Annotated in this window: 17 protein-coding genes and 2 pseudogenes; 7 read left to right on the plus strand and 12 right to left on the minus strand. The window is 41.4% G+C overall.

Annotated features, from left to right (window positions below; genetic code table 11):
* Positions 1-55: 55 nt before the first annotated feature.
* Positions 56-958: an Rpn family recombination-promoting nuclease/putative transposase gene (locus ACUN2T_RS17475; RefSeq protein WP_445494269.1), complete on the minus strand. Its 903-nt coding sequence runs from the start codon at positions 956-958 to the stop codon at positions 56-58.
* A gap of 244 nt (positions 959-1,202) precedes the next feature.
* Here ACUN2T_RS17475 and ACUN2T_RS17480 point away from each other — a divergent pair.
* Positions 1,203-2,020 (plus strand): annotated as a pseudogene (locus ACUN2T_RS17480) (IS982 family transposase).
* A gap of 63 nt (positions 2,021-2,083) precedes the next feature.
* On the opposite strand, the gene pgl reads toward ACUN2T_RS17480, so the two are convergent.
* The gene (gene pgl / locus ACUN2T_RS17485; protein WP_445494270.1) at positions 2,084-3,070 is read right to left on the minus strand and encodes a 6-phosphogluconolactonase; all 987 of its coding nucleotides are present in this window, start codon (positions 3,068-3,070) and stop codon (positions 2,084-2,086) included.
* Between the two features lie 148 nt (positions 3,071-3,218).
* On the opposite strand from pgl, the gene ACUN2T_RS17490 reads away from it, so the two are divergent.
* Positions 3,219-4,037 (plus strand): pyridoxal phosphatase, encoded by an 819-nt coding sequence (locus ACUN2T_RS17490; protein ID WP_445494271.1) that lies wholly within the window; start codon positions 3,219-3,221, stop codon positions 4,035-4,037.
* A gap of 126 nt (positions 4,038-4,163) precedes the next feature.
* On the opposite strand, the gene modC is transcribed toward ACUN2T_RS17490, so the two are convergent.
* The 4 genes from modC to ACUN2T_RS17510 form a co-directional block, all read right to left on the minus strand.
* Positions 4,164-5,228, minus strand: a complete 1,065-nt coding sequence (modC, locus tag ACUN2T_RS17495) for a molybdenum ABC transporter ATP-binding protein ModC (protein ID WP_445497909.1) — start codon at positions 5,226-5,228, stop codon at positions 4,164-4,166.
* Complete coding sequence (gene modB, locus ACUN2T_RS17500; RefSeq protein ID WP_445497910.1) at positions 5,222-5,914, minus strand: molybdate ABC transporter permease subunit; 693 nt, start codon at positions 5,912-5,914, stop codon at positions 5,222-5,224. The genes modC and modB overlap by 7 nt, the downstream gene beginning before the upstream one ends.
* Before the next feature lie 16 nt (positions 5,915-5,930).
* Complete coding sequence (gene modA / locus ACUN2T_RS17505; protein ID WP_445494273.1) at positions 5,931-6,701, minus strand: molybdate ABC transporter substrate-binding protein; 771 nt, start codon at positions 6,699-6,701, stop codon at positions 5,931-5,933.
* Positions 6,702-6,951: 250 nt separating this feature from the next.
* Positions 6,952-7,086: an AcrZ family multidrug efflux pump-associated protein gene (locus ACUN2T_RS17510; protein ID WP_071993025.1), complete on the minus strand. Its 135-nt coding sequence runs from the start codon at positions 7,084-7,086 to the stop codon at positions 6,952-6,954.
* Positions 7,087-7,269: 183 nt separating this feature from the next.
* Here ACUN2T_RS17510 and modE point away from each other — a divergent pair, with 183 nt between their 5' ends.
* The 4 genes from modE to gpmA all read left to right on the plus strand — a co-directional run bounded on the left by modE (position 7,270) and on the right by gpmA (position 11,842).
* Positions 7,270-8,061 carry a molybdenum-dependent transcriptional regulator gene (modE, locus tag ACUN2T_RS17515; RefSeq protein WP_445494274.1) on the plus strand — a complete coding sequence of 264 codons (792 nt, stop codon included), beginning with the start codon at positions 7,270-7,272 and terminating at the stop codon, positions 8,059-8,061.
* 176 nt (positions 8,062-8,237) lie between these two features.
* Complete coding sequence (gene modF / locus ACUN2T_RS17520) at positions 8,238-9,728, plus strand: molybdate ABC transporter ATP-binding protein ModF (RefSeq protein ID WP_445494275.1); 1,491 nt, start codon at positions 8,238-8,240, stop codon at positions 9,726-9,728.
* Between the two features lie 251 nt (positions 9,729-9,979).
* Positions 9,980-10,804: a lysostaphin resistance A-like protein gene (locus ACUN2T_RS17525; protein WP_445497911.1), complete on the plus strand. Its 825-nt coding sequence runs from the start codon at positions 9,980-9,982 to the stop codon at positions 10,802-10,804.
* Positions 10,805-11,089: 285 nt separating this feature from the next.
* Positions 11,090-11,842, plus strand: coding sequence for a 2,3-diphosphoglycerate-dependent phosphoglycerate mutase (gene gpmA / locus ACUN2T_RS17530; RefSeq protein WP_445494277.1), 753 nt, complete (start codon positions 11,090-11,092; stop codon positions 11,840-11,842).
* A gap of 101 nt (positions 11,843-11,943) precedes the next feature.
* Here the strand turns inward: gpmA and aroG are convergent, their stop codons facing one another.
* From aroG to ACUN2T_RS17560, 6 genes and pseudogenes are all read right to left on the minus strand, one after another.
* A complete protein-coding gene (aroG, locus tag ACUN2T_RS17535; protein ID WP_445494279.1) occupies positions 11,944-12,996 on the minus strand; it encodes a 3-deoxy-7-phosphoheptulonate synthase AroG in 1,053 nt (350 codons plus the stop codon).
* 259 nt (positions 12,997-13,255) lie between these two features.
* Positions 13,256-13,981 (minus strand): nicotinamide riboside transporter PnuC, encoded by a 726-nt coding sequence (pnuC, locus tag ACUN2T_RS17540; protein WP_445494281.1) that lies wholly within the window; start codon positions 13,979-13,981, stop codon positions 13,256-13,258.
* Positions 13,982-14,035: 54 nt separating this feature from the next.
* Positions 14,036-15,076 (minus strand): quinolinate synthase NadA, encoded by a 1,041-nt coding sequence (gene nadA, locus ACUN2T_RS17545; protein ID WP_445494283.1) that lies wholly within the window; start codon positions 15,074-15,076, stop codon positions 14,036-14,038.
* Between the two features lie 272 nt (positions 15,077-15,348).
* Positions 15,349-15,466, minus strand: a pseudogene (locus tag ACUN2T_RS17550) (IS630 family transposase); the annotation flags it as partial.
* Entirely contained in the window at positions 15,459-15,728 is a 270-nt protein-coding gene (locus ACUN2T_RS17555) for a hypothetical protein (RefSeq protein WP_445494284.1), read from the minus strand. The gene ACUN2T_RS17555 and the pseudogene ACUN2T_RS17550, both read right to left, overlap by 8 nt.
* A 146-nt stretch (positions 15,729-15,874) precedes the next feature.
* Entirely contained in the window at positions 15,875-16,528 is a 654-nt protein-coding gene (locus ACUN2T_RS17560) for an MFS transporter (RefSeq protein ID WP_445494286.1), read from the minus strand.
* 418 nt (positions 16,529-16,946) lie between these two features.
* Here ACUN2T_RS17560 and ACUN2T_RS17565 point away from each other — a divergent pair, with 418 nt between their 5' ends.
* The gene (locus tag ACUN2T_RS17565) at positions 16,947-17,906 is read left to right on the plus strand and encodes a fucose-binding lectin II (RefSeq protein WP_445494287.1); all 960 of its coding nucleotides are present in this window, start codon (positions 16,947-16,949) and stop codon (positions 17,904-17,906) included.
* Positions 17,907-18,423 lie beyond the last annotated feature (517 nt).

Here is an 18,423-nt window from a genome sequence, read left to right on the forward strand (position 1 = left end):
AAAATCCTCTTTTAACACAAATCGTTGAATGCTGATTAAGCACTCTCAATACGAGTCAGTGGCGTATTTGCTCAAGTTCGTTCTGACTTAGACCGGTGGTTTTCATCACCGTTTCACGATCGATTCCGCTGTTCAGCAATGCATGAGCAATCTTTAAAGTTGCCTCTTGGCGTCCTTCCTGACGCCCTTCCTGACGGGCTTTATGTTCCAATCTTTGCGCTATTGTCATCAGTACCTCCTCATACCTTGGGGACTGTTCTGCCAGTCGCCGGATAAAACCTTCTGGATCGGCGGTATCTCCCGCCTGTAATAAGTAGTTTAGCACGCTTTTTAACTGTTCATCTGTATAGTAATCGTACGTCAGCAGTATGACCAATTCTTGCAGTAACTCCGCCATATCGCGCTGCCGGATATGCTTTTGCACCATTTCCAGTAGCGCGACCCGTTTGTGCGTCAGGATCTCATCATCCGGGATGACTGTCACATCGACCAGCGGGAAGGGACCGGAATAGATCTCCTTCGCCAGGGCCGGAGCATCGAAGCCATCGAGCCAATTGGTACTCCAGGGATACGGCTGTATTTTCCCGTGATAGAACAACACCGGAATGACCAGCGGCAATTTTTCATGTCCCTGTTCCAGATGCCGTTGCATTGCTGAAATCCCGTAACGCATCAGCCGGAATGCCATCATTTTGTCTGGGGAACTTTGGTGCTCGATCACGCAATACACATAACCGTCACCCCGCGCCGTTTTCAATGAATATAAAATGTCGGAATAATGCGCACGCAGATTGTCTTCAATAAACGACCCTGATTCCAACCGCAGTGTATCCAGATCACAAATTGCCCGTAATTTAGCAGGCAAATGTATCTCCAGGAAGTCTCTGGCAGTAGCAATATGACTTAAAAACTGTTTAAAAACAGCGTCATGGGGCGTTGGTGTTTTTTTTCTCTTCATTGGCGAATGGTAACATACTTTCTTTTATCTTGAAGAAATATTAAGCAAAAAATCGAGCAGACTGCAATGTCTTGAATGTTCTTTGACAAAAACCTTGATCATATCTCAGATATTTTAATTTCCTTCTTAAGTGAAGTTCAGGTTTATTATTTAACCCGAATTCTGGATAAGAAATTGACGAGAAACCTGTTCCAGGAGCAAAGTTTTGGTGTACGCCAAAAACAGCTCCGAGGTGGAACAGGCTATGGACAACTTAGTTGAAATTTCCTGTGATGTCGATGATTTTTGCCGTTTTTTCATCCCTCAATGGGGACAATGTTGTCTCAATAGCGGGCATCGTTTACGCCGCCGACAAGGTCATCTGTATCCCAGTGAAATCATCACCATTTTGATCCTTTTTCATCGGTCGCATTACTCAGCTATCCTCGTTTTGTCAGTGTGGCTCCTTCCGTTTTGGTGCCACTATGCCGCTATCTGACGCAATTAAAAGGGAAACCCACAGGCATTGCTTTTATTGATCCCACCCGTTTGCGTGTCTGCCATAACATTCGCATCTCTCGACATATGGTCTTTGCGGGGATAGCAAAGCGCGGAAAAAATTCAATGGGCTGGTTTTACGGTTTCAAATGACACTTGGTTGTCAATCATCAGGGGGAAATTCTGGCACTTAAAGTGACTGCGGGTAATGTGGATGCTCGGGAACCTGTTCGTGAATTATCAAAAGAATTAACGGGTTCTCTTTACGGTGACAAAGGTTATCTCAGCCAGGCATTGGCGGACGATTTAGCTAAAGCGGGGCTCACTTTCATCACCCAAAAGCGCCGAAATATGAAAGCTCATCTGCAAGCTGAGTGGGATAAGATAATGTTAAAAAAGCGTTTTATCATTGAAACGATTAATGAGCAATTAAAAACTATTTCTCAAATAGAGCATTCCCGCCACCGAAGTATAAAAGGCTTTCTGTTGTGCGTTTTAGGTGGATTGATTGCTTACTGCCTTAAATTGAAGAAGCCATCACTGAAAGTTTTCTACTCAGAAGACGATTTTTCAATGACGGCTTAAGCAGAATTCGGGTTACTTACATCTACCTATTATCGCCGTCATTACACAGCAATCTTATCAAACTCAAAGAGCCAGCACCGTCACCCACATCGGCGCTTTACCGACAGGATAACGCGCTAACTCAGTTAATTTACCGGTATATTTATCAATAGCAGAAACCGAGATATGGTCAGATTTCTGACCGGATGCAATCAGGTATTTTCCGTTATGATCGATAGCAAAACCACGCGGTTGAGTTTCCGTTTTATAGTACCCTGCCAAAGTCAGATTAAAGCCATCTGGTGAAATGACAAAATGGCTGATCAAACTTGCCGTCCGTTCACAGGTATAAAGGTGACGACCATCCGGTGTAATATGAATATCCGCCGACCAACGAATACCCGCTAAATCTTCCGGCAATGAATCAATGGTCTGAATAATCCGGTATTTTTCCCATTTGCGATAAACATCCACGGTAGAATCCAGTTCATTAATACAGTAAATTACCTGATGATTCGGATGGAATGCCATATGACGAGGACCCGCCCCCGCTGCTGTAGCCACTTCTTCAGCACGTTTCTCTGTTAGATAGCCCTCTTCTGTCATCTCAAAAATTCGGATGTGATCTCCTTTCAGACAAGGTACTAATAGTTGTCTATTATCCCAATCAATATTGGCTGAATGCGGTGCTTGCAAGCCTTCAATAATTTGAACAGGCGCTCCTGCAATACCTTGATCGTCAATTGGGTTGACACTCAGGTTGTTATAACTATAGGAAACAGAGAATAGAAAACGGCCTTGCCTGTCAGTAGCGATATGCGTCGGGCTACCCGGGATCGGTGAAATGCCCTGCTGTACCAGCGTCCCATCAGAGTTAATCTGATAAGTGACAATACTGAATTGTGGCCGGACCCCAACATAAAGATGCTTGCGATCCGGGCTAACCACCATTGGCTGTACTTCCCCCGGAACATCAACTGCCTGAATTAATGATAACTCACCTTCATTATTCAGGTCCCAAACATGAATCTGACAACTGTTTGGACTCGCAGTATAAACCACCTGTTTCATCTTCACTCCTTAATTATCCGTTACCACTTTATTGATCTGTAACGACTCAATTTCAATTTTATCGGCTAAATCCACCGCACAATTGGTTTAACTTTATTCAGTTCCAATGTAATATCTTTTACATTATATATAGTTATGAGGCTAATCTATGTCATATCGCGTCATTGCTTTGGATCTGGACGGTACGTTACTGAGTCCTCAAAAGAATATCCTGCCAGAATCACTCGCTGTACTGAATGAAGCCCGCAAAGCCGGTGTTAAGGTGCTGATTGCGACTGGCCGCCATCATGTCGCTATTCACCCTTTTTATCAGGCTTTGCAACTCGATACGCCAGTCATCTGCTGTAATGGGACGTATCTGTATGATTACCATCAGAAGAAAGTATTAGCCTCAGATCCACTGTCATCTCAGGAAGCGATAAAAGTTCTCTCCCACTTAAGCAACACAGATATTCACCGTCTGATGTATGTGGATGATGCCATGTTATATGAAGAACTGCATGACACAATTGTTCGCACCATGACATGGTCTGAGACCCTGCCTGAATCTCAACGCCCGAATATGCAGCATGTCAGTAGTTTTCAGCATGCTATTGGTGAAGTACAGTCTATCTGGAAATTTGCGACCTGTTCCCCTGATTTAGTAAAACTACGTGAAGTAACTGAACAGATCGAAAATGATATCGGTCTTACGTGTGAATGGTCATGGTTTGATCAAGTGGATATCACTAAGAAAGGCAATAGTAAAAGCATGCGTTTGAAACAATGGGTTGAATCACAGGGAATGAGTATGCAAAATGTTATCGCTTTTGGTGACAATTTTAATGACCTGAGCATGCTGGAAACCGCCGGACTCGGTGTTGCTATGGGTAACAGTGTCGATGCTGTCAAAGAACGGGCCGATTTAGTGACGTTGGATAATACTCAACCAGGTATTGCCGAAATTATTCGCCAGCATGTCCTTTAATTTCTTGTCTGATTAGCAATATCCATAAATCACACTCAGGGGCAACCCCACATGGGAACCCCTTGTTATCCCAAACAATCTTCTTTCCTCCAACTGACAACCCGTTTATTTATGAAAAACCAGACTCTACAGTTGACGATTAAGAGAAACGCTCTTTATCTGGGCATAAAGCCATTGCCCTTGCCGCAAATTAAGTTCATCCCTTGCCCACGGAGTAATTCTTGCCCATAAATAATGACCACTCAGTGCCAATTTGACATCGACCTGGTCATTATCGTCAAAAAATTCAACCACTTTTGCGGCTAAAATATTACGAATACTACTACCGCGAGGCGGTTCCAGTACTAATGAAACATCCGAAGCATCTATCCTGACACGCAAATCAGTTCCCGGTTGAGCATCAATTTTAGGCAGCCATAAGGCCTTGTCAGCAAAGGCTACCGCCGTCATTTCATAACGATTATGATGTTCGACCATTGAAACGTTCAGGATGCTGCTAAGCGTCTCTTTTTGTAACCAGGGACGCAGTACGCTGCTAGCCCAAACCTCTGCCAATTTCCCTGTCGCCCTGACTTTCCCGTTATCCATTACGATCACATTTTCAGCCAGGCGAAGAATTTCATCCAAATTATGGCTAACATACAAAATCGGGGTTTTGACATTTTGAGCAAGCCTTTCAAGATAAGGCAAGAGTTCTCGTTTACGCGGGAGATCCAACGATGCCAATGGCTCATCCATCAACAGCAATTCAGGTGCAGTCAACAAAGCGCGACCAATAGCAACCCGCTGTTTTTCACCACCGGACAGGGTAAGAGGAAAACGGGATAGCAGATGCTCAATCCCCAGTAAATTAATAATGCTGTCAAACTCCGGTTTCATTACCGGAGACATTCCATATTGAAGATTGCCTTTTACCCGGTAATGAGGAAACAGCCGGGCATCCTGAAAGACATAACCTATCCGGCGCTGCTCCGGTGGCAAGCAAATCCCTTTTTCAATATCCACCAATACACCATCATTGAGAACAACCCGCCCTTTCTGTGGGCGCAGCAAACCCGCAATCACATTTATCAGTGAAGTCTTTCCAGCACCTGAAAGGCCAAAAACAGCCGTAATTCCCTCAGAGGGTAACTGCGTGTCAACCTGTAAATGAAGATCACCAATTTGTTGTTCAAAATCCAGCTCTAACATGTTACTCCCAGACGTTTCCTTCCCCAACGGGTTAGCCATTCAGAAATCATCAATGACATCAACGCAAGAATAATGGCAATAATACATAAACGAGCGGCGGCAGTTTCTGCGCCAGGTGTCTCAATCAGGGTATACATTGCCAACGGTATTGTCCGCGTTTCACCCGGAATATTAGATACAAAGGTGATGGTTGCGCCAAATTCCCCCAATGATCGGGCAAATGCCAGAATAGTACCAACAATAATCCCGGGCAAAGAGAGCGGCAATGTAATAGTAAAAAAGACCCTGAACGGATTCGCCCCCAAGGTACGGGCAGCCTGTTCCAACCGCCGATCAACACTTTCCAGTGCCAAACGTATCGCCCTGACCATCAGCGGAAAAGCAACAACAGCAGAAGCCAATGCAGCACCACGCCAGCTGAATGCAACGCTGATCCCAAACCAGTCATATAGCCATTCACCAATGTATCCACGTCGTCCCATACTGATCAGCAGCAGATACCCCACTACCACTGGGGGTAACACCAATGGCAGATGAATAATACTGTCAAGTAATGATTTACCCGGGAACCGAAAACGAACCAGAATCCATGCCATCAAGATCCCAAATGGCAGACTGATTAACACCGCCATACCTGAAACTTTCAAACTCAGGATGATAGCTTGCCATTCGTATTCACTTAACATCTCCAAAAATCTATTCCTAAAGTGGGCGAAAACCGTAACGTTTAAAAATTGCAGCGGCTTCTGGGGTTTTCAGATAGTCATAAAAACTGAGAACTGCGGAATTATTATGATCTTTGATGATCGCCATAGGGTATTCAACAGGCTTGTGGCTCTCTGCCGGGAAAATCCCCACAACTTTGACTTTATCACTGGCAACAGCATCTGAAGCATAAACAATACCCAATGGAGCTTCAGCACGTTCCACCAGCGCCATACCACTGCGCACATTACTGGTTCGGGCCAGCAGAGGATTAATCGTCTCCCATGCCCCTAAATATTGCAGCGATTGTTTAGCGTAAATACCTACCGGAACATGATCTGGATCACCGACAGCAAGGCGACCATCAGCCAATAAAGATTTCCATTGGGTTTCTTTATTGATGTTAATTTTATTAAGTTTACTCTCTTTCGGTGCAATCAGAACCAGTTGATTTCCCAGAATGGTAAAACGTGTTTTATCAATAATCAGTTTCTTCCCGGCAACGTAATCCATCCACTGTTGGTCAGCGGAAATAAAAATATCTGCCGGTGCGCCTTGTTCAATCTGGCGAGCCAAAGTAGAGGATGATGCATAGGAAGCCACCACACTACCTTTCTTCTCTTGCTTATATTGTATCGAAATATCGTCAAGTGCATTGGTCAGTGAGGCAGCAGCGAATACGGTGACTTTCTCCGTCGCCCACGCTTGCCACGTCAAAGTAAAAGAGACGATAACTCCCGCTAACAGTTTGGTAAAACTCTTCTTCATTTGTTTTCCACCTGCTTAATTATCAATTGTATTCGCTGTATATAACAAGATATAGCGCTGAATGGAAGACTATCCCAGTATTAATCGGCAAATTGTGAGCAACTTTTACTATCTGATTTAATTTGAAGCAAAATGCTGTAATAGAAAAACAGGATAAATAAAAGAAACAGATTATGATTAATTAAGACAAATTACCCGGTGAATCACCGGGTAATCAGAATAGCATCTGGTGTACAAAGAAATATTAGTTCTACTTTTCAGAATGACCAATACGGGAAATGATATTAAACAATTCCCCAAGGCCATAAATTAAACCTAAAATTCCGACCATCACTACCGGTACCATGACCAGGGCGAAGGCCATACTTTTAATCAACTCAAACATGGTAGCCTCACATAGTGGCTCATTAAATGAGCCGGCAACATAACACATTTTCAACCATAGCGGGTAATAGCGCTATAATTAGTACCATTCTAGACAAAGACAAACAACTGTAACCGGCTAAACGTGCGTTTTTCCGGGTTAGCCAACAAAAATTCACGATTTTATTTTCTGAAAAAAACAATTATGCAAGCCGAAATTCTATTGACACTAAAATTACAGCAACGGTTATTCGCAGACCCACGGCGAATCTTATTACTGAAACAGATTAAAGCAACGGGTTCTATCAGCCAGGGGGCAAAGCTGGCTGGCATCAGTTATAAAAGCGCCTGGGATGCCATCAATGAAATGAACCAGTTAGCAGATGAAACCGTGGTGGATCGTGCTACTGGTGGTAAGGGCGGCGGCGGAACGAATCTTACCCATTATGGTGAACGTCTGTTACAACTTTATGATTTACTCGCACAAATTCAACAAAAAGCCTTTGATGTGCTGAAAGATGATCCCCTTCCCCTTGATAGCTTGCTGGCGGCGATTTCCCGTTTTTCTCTGCAAACCAGCGCCCGTAATCAATTCTTTGGCACAATTACTGACCGTGACCATCATCAGGTGCAGCAACATGTCCACATATTGCTGGCAGATGGTCAAACATCACTGAATGCAGCATTGACAGAACAGAGTGCTGACCGTCTTGGCCTGATAAAAGGTAAGGAGGTATTGGCTCTGATTAAAGCGCCTTGGATAAGATTGACTAAAGAGCAACCTCTCACCAGCCATTTCGACAATGCCCTGACAGGCCAGGTGAGTAAAATCGAAACTGGCGAAGAGAGCACAGAAGTTCTTATCGTTCTTGATGGTGGTGAAACCCTCTGTTCTACTCTGGCCAATCAAGACGCTGATAAACTGAAACTGTATCCTAAAGATAAAATCACTGCGCTTTTTAATGCTGATCAGGTGATTATTGCAACTCTTTGTTAAAAACTGGCACTATTATCACTGAATAATTCGGAATATCCGGGGATATTATGAAGTTGTGTACCTCACATATCCCCGGGTATCTGATATTAAATGTTAATTAAAAGTTAATATTGACATTCAGCATCATTCCGCTTATTTGTGAGAGGATATTTGCGTTGCTTAAAAAGGAATAAAAAATGTCTGAATTGCAAATAACGCAAGGCTGTTTCCGTTTAAGTGCTACTCAAACCTTGCAGTTACCGTCAGTAAAAATTACCTCCGGTGAAAACTGGGCTTTCGTTGGTGCTAACGGCAGTGGAAAATCATCATTGGCCCGTGCGCTATCAAATGAATTAGTGTCACTTTCCGGCGAGCGAAATTGCTCATTTCGCACATGTGCCCGCGTCTCTTTAGAACAATTACAAAAACTGACTGAGGAAGAGTGGCAACGCAATAACACTGATATGCTGAGTGACGATGAGGATGACACCGGCCGCACTGCGGCAGACATTATTCAGCTTGATCATAAAGATAATGAGCTTTGTCTGGAACTGGCAAAACAGTTCGGTATTATGGATTTACTTTCCCGTCGTTTTAAATATCTTTCTACCGGCGAAACCCGAAAAACATTGCTTTGCCAGGCATTGATGGCTGCACCTGATTTACTGATCCTTGATGAACCTTTTGATGGCCTTGATCCATTTGCCCGTGATCAACTCGCTGAACTACTGGAAACATTGTCAACAAAAGGTATCGTTTTGGTGCTTATCCTTAACCGGTTTAGTGAAATCCCAAGTTTTGTTGATCAAATTGGTGTACTGGCAGATTGCCATCTGACATTCGCTGGTATAAAAGAAAAAGTAATGGCGGATCCACTGGTTGCTCAACTGGCGCACAGTGAAAAACTTGACGGTATCCATTTACCAGAAGCGGATGAATTTCGTATTGATGATCAGCTACCTCCTGATCAACCTTTGATTCTCTTGCGTAATGGTGTGGTTCAGTATAACGAACAACCCATTTTGCACGGGCTGGATTGGCAGGTAAATCCGGGTGAACACTGGCAGATTATGGGTCAAAACGGTGCCGGAAAATCAACCCTCCTGAATCTGATTACCGGAGATCATCCCCAAGGCTACAGTAATGATTTGGTTCTGTTTGGTCGCCAACGCGGTAGCGGTGAAACGATTTGGGATATCAAACGTCATATTGGCTATATCAGTCACAGTATTCATCTGCAATACCGTGTCAGTACCCGTGTTCGTCATGTGATTCTGTCCGGCTTTTTCGATTCAATAGGTCTTTATCAGGCCGTATCAGATCGCCAGCAACAACTTGCCGATGAATGGCTGGCTTTGCTGGGATTATCTGATCAGGTTGCCAACGGCCCGTTTCACAGCCTTTCATGGGGACAACAACGGCTGGTTCTGATAGCTCGTGCTCTGGTTAAACATCCGGCTTTATTGATTCTTGATGAACCTCTGCAAGGGCTTGATCCACTTAACCGTCAGTTAATATTACGTTTTATTGATATCATGATTGCTGACGGAGATACTCAGCTCCTGTTTGTTTCTCATCATCAGGAAGATGCGCCGCAATGCATTACTCACCGGCTGATATTTATTCCTGATGGTGACATATATCGTTATAAAACAGAGCAAATGACCGAAATTAATCCAGATAGTTGAAGATGAATTCCAATCTCTATCTGAAACTGTGCTCAGATCTATGATGCATGTGAGTGATTAAGCCCGCCAATAATGCAACCTCTTCCACACAAATTTTGGTTGAAGGATAATTGTCACCAACAAGATCACTTCTCCGACCATTAAAAAAAACATCGCAATTTAATCATCTTGCGTTACTATTTTTTGACCATTTATAATAGCTATCATCAATTATTACCTTTTAACTTATTGAAAACAGCAGGATATATATGATTTGGGGTTTACTTGCCACATCGCTGGCATTACTAGCTATACACCGCACTACTGCACTTATTGTTCTCCTGGCCGCCGTTGTTACCGGATTTATAACGCAAGTTATGACCTACCCGGCAATTGCCACTATTGCAATTATTTTCGTGTTAGGTGCACTACGTATCTATTTTCAACAAAATAACATCGTCAAAATAACAACCGAGCTGTTATTGCTCGCTTTTGGCATCGCGTTATTCCTGCATCTGACCCCAGGTTTTCATAACCTGAAATATCTCGATAAAGTTCAAGTTGGTCCTCATAGTGCGCAATTCTCAATGTATTTCAACTTCGATAAGGCACTTATTCCTTTCCTTCTGCTATGTTGCATGCCTGGATTATTTACAACAAAACCACGGGTAAAGGTTCGCCCTTATGCATGGATAATCTTGACTGTCGCCATTCCGGTACTACTCGGTATTGCAACAGCCTTGGGGGGACTTGCCATTGAACTGCATATGCCACAATGGATGCCGATGTTTATTTTGGCAAATATTTTCTTTGTTTCTCTGGCAGAAGAAGCGCTGTTTCGTGGCTATATCCAACAAAGGTTGAGTCAGTGGATTAATCCCTATTTTTCCTTGATCATCACTGCCTTGATTTTTGGTGGCGCACACTTCGCTGGAGGTCTATTACTGGTGATTTTCGCTACACTCGCAGGATTAATATATGGTCTGGCATGGATGTGGAGTGGCCGGCTGTGGGTCGCTGTCGGGTTCCATTTTGTCCTTAATTTGGTTCATTTGCTGTGCTTTACTTATCCAATCAAGTTGGTAACAGCACTATAACGTGTCAAACTTGCCCAGCATCTATTCAGTAATCTGCAAACAATTAAGGTTTTCAGGCAAATAACGTTATATACCCTATAGATTTCAAGTTGCAACGCGGCGGTAAGTGAACGCATCCCCAGGAGCATAGCTAACGATGTGACTGGGGTAAGTGAAAGCCGCCAACCAAGCAGCAACTTGAAAGATGAAGGGTATAGAACCAGACTATTGATTGCCGTTCTGGTGTATAGGGCAATATAATGCGCACAGATATCATTAAGTTTGTTTTTTTAAGGAGTTTAAGCTATGGCTGTAACTAAACTGGTTCTGGTAAGACATGGTGAAAGCGAGTGGAACAAAGAAAACCGTTTCACTGGCTGGACTGACGTCGCTCTCTCTGAAAAAGGTCGCGCCGAAGCTCAACAAGCAGGCCAGCTTCTGAAAGAAAAAGGCTTTGTTTTTGATTTCGCATACACCTCTGTTCTGAAACGCGCTATTCACACGCTGTGGAACATTCTGGATCAGGTTGATCAGCAATGGTTACCTGTTGAGAAAAGCTGGAAACTGAATGAACGCCATTATGGTGCTCTGCAAGGTCTGGACAAATCAGAAACCGCAGCTAAATACGGTGATGATCAAGTTAAACTGTGGCGTCGTGGATTTGCTATCACCCCACCAGATTTAACTCAAGATGATGAGCGTTTTCCAGGTCATGATCCACGTTACGCAAATCTGAAACCAGAAGAGCTACCAGTAACTGAAAGCCTGGCAACAACTATTGAGCGCGTGATCCCTTACTGGGAAGACGTTATCAAACCTCGTGTTGCTAAAGGAGAAAAAGTGATTATCGCGGCTCACGGTAACTCTTTGCGCGCTCTGGTTAAATATCTGGACAACATGAGCGAAGAAGCCATCCTTGAACTAAACATTCCAACAGCAGTACCTTTGGTTTATGAATTCGACGAAAACATGAAACCAATTAAGCATTACTATCTGGGTAACGCTGATGAAATCGCAGCAAAAGCCGCCGCTGTAGCAAACCAAGGTAAAGCGAAATAATTCATTACCGATACATTGCTGATATCGTACTTTATTCAGCATTCAGCAAATATAAAAAACCGGAATCATTAATTCCGGTTTTTTTACACCCAAACATGTTATCAGCCACGACGTGCTTTCACCGCCAACGATAATTGACGTAACAAGATTTCAGTGTCAGCCCAACCAATGCAAGCATCAGTAATACTTTTACCATATACCAATGGTTGATCACTTTCCGGGTCCTGGTTCCCTTCTTCCAAGTGACTTTCCACCATAACACCAATAATCGCCGTCTCTCCGGCCGCAATTTGCCCACTGACATCTGAGCACACATCCATCTGTTTTTTAAATTGCTTGGCACTATTGGCATGACTGAAATCAATCATAATTCTTGCCGGCAAACTGACTTTTTCCAAGCTTTGCTTCACGGCAATAACATGTTCAGAGCTATAGTTTGGTTCTCTACCACCACGCAAGATAATATGGCAATCAGAATTTCCACTGGTATTCACAATCGCAGAATATCCCCACTTAGTGACAGAAAGGAAACTGTGTGGTGAACCTGCGGCATTAATAGCATCAATTGCAACTTTTATCCCGCCATCGGTGCCATTTTTAAAACCAACCGGACAAGAGAGACCAGAAGCCAGCTCACGATGGACCTGCGATTCCGTTGTACGAGCGCCGATTGCCCCCCAACTCATCAAATCTGCCAAATACTGTGGAGAAATCATATCCAGATATTCACCCGCAGCTGGTAGCCCCATGTCATTAATATCCCGCAACAATTCACGAGCCAGACGTAAACCATCATTAATATCAAAGCTGTGATTCATATGAGGATCATTAATTAGCCCTTTCCAACCAATAGTTGTACGCGGTTTTTCAAAATAAACCCGCATGACAATTTCCAGATCATCTTTAAGTTCTTCACGCAACTTATTCAACCGTCCAGCATATTCCATTGCTGCTTTAGGATCGTGAATAGAACAGGGACCAATCACAACCAACAGGCGATCATCTTCACCAGTCAGAATCTGATGAATAGTTTTGCGAGCCTTACGTACTGTAAATGCAGCCTTTTCAGTTGCTGGAAATTTTTCAAGTAGTGCTACAGGAGGTAATAATTCTTTTATCTCTTTAATTCTTATATCGTCATTCTGATAATTCATAACCCTCTCTCATCCACATCTTTGTATATTTGTTTAAAACAATCTTGTGATTTCAATTTAACTGTTAGAAGACAAACTGTAAATATTCTTTGTAGATAATAAATAAATCAGTGTTTAACTAAAGGCATAGAAAAATATAGTCAAACGTGATCTGAGCTGTTTTTTATAATTGAAATATCTTCAGAAATGAGAATTATCAGAGGAAATCCCTAAAAATATGCCAGAAACCGACAAATCAATTCTCTGGCATCATTAAAAATTATTCGATGCGGGATAATGGCTGCGAATGATTTTTCTTAGCTACCTGGATCCACAAACGAGAACCATTAAGTGCAATGCCAAAGAGAATCACATACTGCAATGACATCGCCAAAACGCCTTGATGGAAATAGATAACAACACTTATCACATTGATAACCATCCATACCAGCCAGTTTTCAACATATTTGCGCGTCATCAGAATCATTGCCACAATAGAGAGCACCGTCATTGTCGAATCCCAGAATGGGAATGCATCAGGCGCCAATACCGGCATTTGAATATTAAAATCAAACTTTTGCATAATCGTAACGGCAATCTGAGTCAAAAAGCCAAAGATCCGATCGATATTAAAAGTCATAATAACAATCAATAGCACAGAAATCAGACTAATTATTAACACCTTATTCAGGCTTAACCAGCGTATTTTAAGTTCAATCTGCTGCTGATCATTAACCCTGCTCCAGGCATACCAGCCATAAATATTTGCAGCAAAAAAGAATAATTGCAGCAATAAACTGGCATAAAGTTGAATTTGGAAGAAAATCACAGCAAATAATGTGACATTAATCAGTCCAAACAAATAGTTAATTATTTTTTCCTGACTTGCAAACCAAATACATAACAAACCAGAAATCGTCCCTATTGCTTCAATCCACGATAAATCATAACCACCTTTTCCCAATGGGATATTTACTAATATATTGTTAATACTGAAAAAATCCATCTGTTCTATCCTATTATTATCAACACCAAAGAATTATACCCATTATTTGTTTTCCTATTTTAACCGAGTTGCAAAATCAAGCATCCTGTTTAAAGGAATAAGCGCCTTTTCACGTAACTCTTCTTTAACAAATATTTCATGCTGAACCCCGCCCCGCACCAATCCCTGAACGATAGCTTGTAAGCCATTCATTGCCATCCACGGACAATGGGCACAACTACGGCAACTCGCACCTTCTCCAGCCGTAGGCGCTTCAAATAACTGCTTCCCAGGGCATGCTTGCTGCATTTTATAAAAGATACCTTTATCTGTTGCGACAATCAGCTTCTGATGCGGCAAAGACTGCGCTGCTTTGATCAACTGACTGGTTGAGCCAACCGCATCAGCCAGATCAATCACTGCTTCTGGTGATTCAGGATGAACCAATACCGCAGCATCGGGATGCAGACCTTGCATTCTCATCAAAGCTTGAATTTTAAATTCATCATGGACAATACAAGCACCTTGCCAACAAAGAATATCGGCTCCTGTCTGTCTACGGACATAATTTCCCAAATGGCGATCCGGCGCCCAAATTATCTTTTGCCCCTGGCTATCCAGATAATCGATCAGTTCAACAGCAATACTTGAAGTCACAACCCAATCAGCCCGTGCTTTAACCGCTGCTGATGTATTTGCATAAACCACTACGGTACGATCCGGATTATTATCACAAAACTCAGTAAATTCTTTTTCAGGACACCCCAGATCCAGCGAACACTCAGCTTCCAACGTTGGCATTAAAACACGCTTTTCCGGATTGAGAATTTTGGCGGTTTCCCCCATAAATCGCACTCCAGCTACTAATAGAGTAGAAGCTGGATGATTACTGCCAAAACGGGCCATTTCCAATGAATCTGCCACACACCCCCCGGTCTCCTCAGCCAAAGCCTGGATCTCTGGATCGGTGTAATAATGTGCAACCATAACGGCATCCTGCTGTTTCAGGAGGTGCTTGATTTTTTCACGGCAATGTTTCTTTTCATCCTTACTGAGAAAAGCAGGTTTCGGTGGGAAGGGGTAAATGGTTGAATTAAAATCAATATACTCGCTCATTATGCTGATTCTCTGTTTAGTATATGGTTTTAAAAAGCGATAATTTTGGTTTTTAGTCCGAAAATTTGCGCACATTTGTTTAATATACTAAACAAAATAATCAATTTATAGCAATTTATTACGAGATATTTTATCTGTGAGGGCTATACAGGATACATTATTATATTGATAAAAGCTGTTCTATTAAAGTCCTTTATTAAATTATTTTCTAATTAAAAAATAAGAAAATTCTCAGAATGAAAGTCGTTTTACGGGTTTATACCCAAGAAACTTCAAGATGCAGTTTTTAGCGCCTGAAAATGGTCGTTAATTCTAGACATCAGCGATGTCCGCTATATCAGGTAGCGAATGATATATCATTTCCAAATTAATATTATTGTCATTAAATTCTAGCCTTAGGATTTTTATTTCCACTGCCTCGATTATTACCAGGAATCTCTAACGCATCATCGTAAGTAAACTCCCTATTTATGGCATATTTAACCCCATTTTCATTTGGTGGATCCCAATAATCCTGAAATATCCAAATATTAAATCTGAATTCAGATCTCAATCCCCTTTCAGTATAGATATGAATTGCTTTATTAGGCTCATATTTATCACCTATCCAAGGTGCCCATAAATCACCATGCCATTCAGATATTTTATCCACAGAAAAATTTTTCCTGGCAATATATCCATGTTCAATGACAACTTTACAAGGCGTTACCGTCTAAGAAAATAGAGGAGAAGAAGAACACTACGCCAGCGCCCAAATTGGAAAATGCCATCTGAAGGGCACCAAAGCCCGCACGATTTTCAGGCGTTGAGGCATAAGAAGCGAAATAGCGGAACAAGTATCGGAATAAGCACGAAGAGACTAAAATTACTGACGCCACTTGCCATCCCGGCTAATGTTATTTTTTTGGTTAGTACAATTTTTTTCTGACTATTTTTTACTTTCTCTGCACTAGGAATAAAGAAGAGGATCAGAGGCACACTCACGATGCATAAAATAACGATGAGTACTTCCAAGTTAAAACTCTCCGCCAAATATAAGCACAATGGTATACCTAAAATGCTAACGAATGAAAAAGATGAAAACGCAATGCCTACTCCCAATGTCACACCACCAAACAGACCGGCAATGATACGTAGCAGAATAAGTTGGTATGGTTCCGAAGAGAAAATCGTCAGGAAAGTAATCAAACCGAGAAACAGTGTGTTTAAAATGAGAACCTTTCTTTTATTAAAGCGATCAATAAAGAAAAAGGATGTCAAGCCAGAAAATACGGAGGAGAAAATATAAACACCCGCAATAACTCCCGCCATCGTAACCGGCATGTGAAAATCTTTCGACATATAAACAAAAAGCAGAGTTACCATCATGTACTCTAATGCATTAATAAATTGAACTAATGCAGCAACCATAGCAATAACAACTATCTGATTATTTCCAATTAACTTCGACATTATGAATCCCAATTCATGTTGGCTTAAATTTCATCGACGTGGTAAGCAATTTACATCACATGCCAAGCAAAAAAAGCACCATGTATCATCCAGTGACTGCACGGCGTAATCAGGCTTGAGATGAAGCTGATGGCGGTAAAGTAGAATAGTCAAGCAACAACAATTTCAGCAGCCCAATTCATTGTTAGAAGTAAGTAACAAAAGCATTGCCTTTACCGAATAATCATTAGGATTGATACTCAATCGGTAGACGTTTATCGCTACTGCTATCCCGACTAAGAATCACAAAAAGTTCAGCCCTCGATTTATCACAATGGCTCAATTTAAAAGATTATTGAACGGTAATAGATGAGTTCAGAACAATTTCAAGGGATATATCAACGATCAAAAACACATAACAAACTTTCTGGAGAAATTAATGGATAATATAATTAGGTATGGCGATACCGTAAAAATATTGAATAGCTACAAAAACTGGGAGGGGGGATATCTCAGTGTATATGGAGAAGACAAAAGAGCTGGCGCAAAATATGGCGTACTCACTATCGAACCCGCTTTTTCTAATCTAGGAGGAATATGGAGAATAGAATCAGGCACAGGAAAATCTGTAGGCAGTGAGATAATTAATAATGATATTATCTTGCTTCATAACCTTTATAAATGTGATGGTGGTTATTTAACTTGCTATGGTGAAGCGGGTGATAAAGCACCACCTGAACTTTATCAGGTTAATACATCAGATATCAATCTCTATTCCAAAACAACGATGTTATGGTATATTAATCAACAAAACATTTCTCGCGATGGAAGAATCACCGAAGAAGGTATTTTCGCTCTCTTTAATCGGTATAATCAAAGGGGATTCCTTGATACCTACGGTGATGCTACCTTTCCAAATACGAAATACCAGGTATTTGCCTCTAGAACGACTACACGTCTGCCCGGCACGGGCTTGTGGCGAATAGAAAAAGTTAATGATCCTTGCGAACCAAATAAACCCTCAAATTGTGGTGGAGAATGTGGTACCAATGACACCGGTAAATACTGCTTCCAGTTACCTCAAAGTATCCGATTCGGCCTGACAGCTTACGTGAATACGAATATTCACCAGCAAATAATCAAAGTGTATATCGACGACCTTCTGGTAGATACATTAACCCAAACAGGAACAGATAATGTCGTTGGGGTTAAAACCTATACATCAGGTACAGGCAAAGTCTGTATCGATATTATAGGAGATGGCAAACCCTGCAAACTCCGTTACTCTTATAATACCCTTGACGGAAAACCGGGAACAGTCACTATTGGTGCCGAAAATGACGCTAATAATAATTACAACGACAGTGTGGTGGTATTGAATTGGCCACTGGTGAATTAGTTAAAAATACCCATTTAATTTCACCACAAAAAATGACTAATAAATTAAAGCGGTATTATGCCGCTTTTTATGTGAATCTACCTAATTAATTTAATATATTTTTAATATGTTATTATCAAAACACAAAAATAAATTAAATAAAAACACAAAATCGTGCTTTTTACTTTAACCATACAATATAAATCTTATCTCCTAGTATATATTTTTATTTTTGCGAAAAACAACACCATTAAATCAATAAATAATCTATTAATATATAACATTGCCATAATCTATATTTTCTATTAATTTTCACAACGTAAATTTTTCTGTTTAGCCAAATAATCTTAATATCATTATTTGCTATATTTTATCTATGAACAGTAAATTTAACAAATTAGAAGTCAATCACAAACCAAAAAACCATGAAGGACATATATTAATGAGCATACATATCTATGTATTCCTTAATGAAAACAACGCCATATTTAATGACTCAATACATAAAGCAGATACAAACTACCCTCAACCTATCAGT

This window comes from Photorhabdus machadonis (assembly GCF_052657765.1).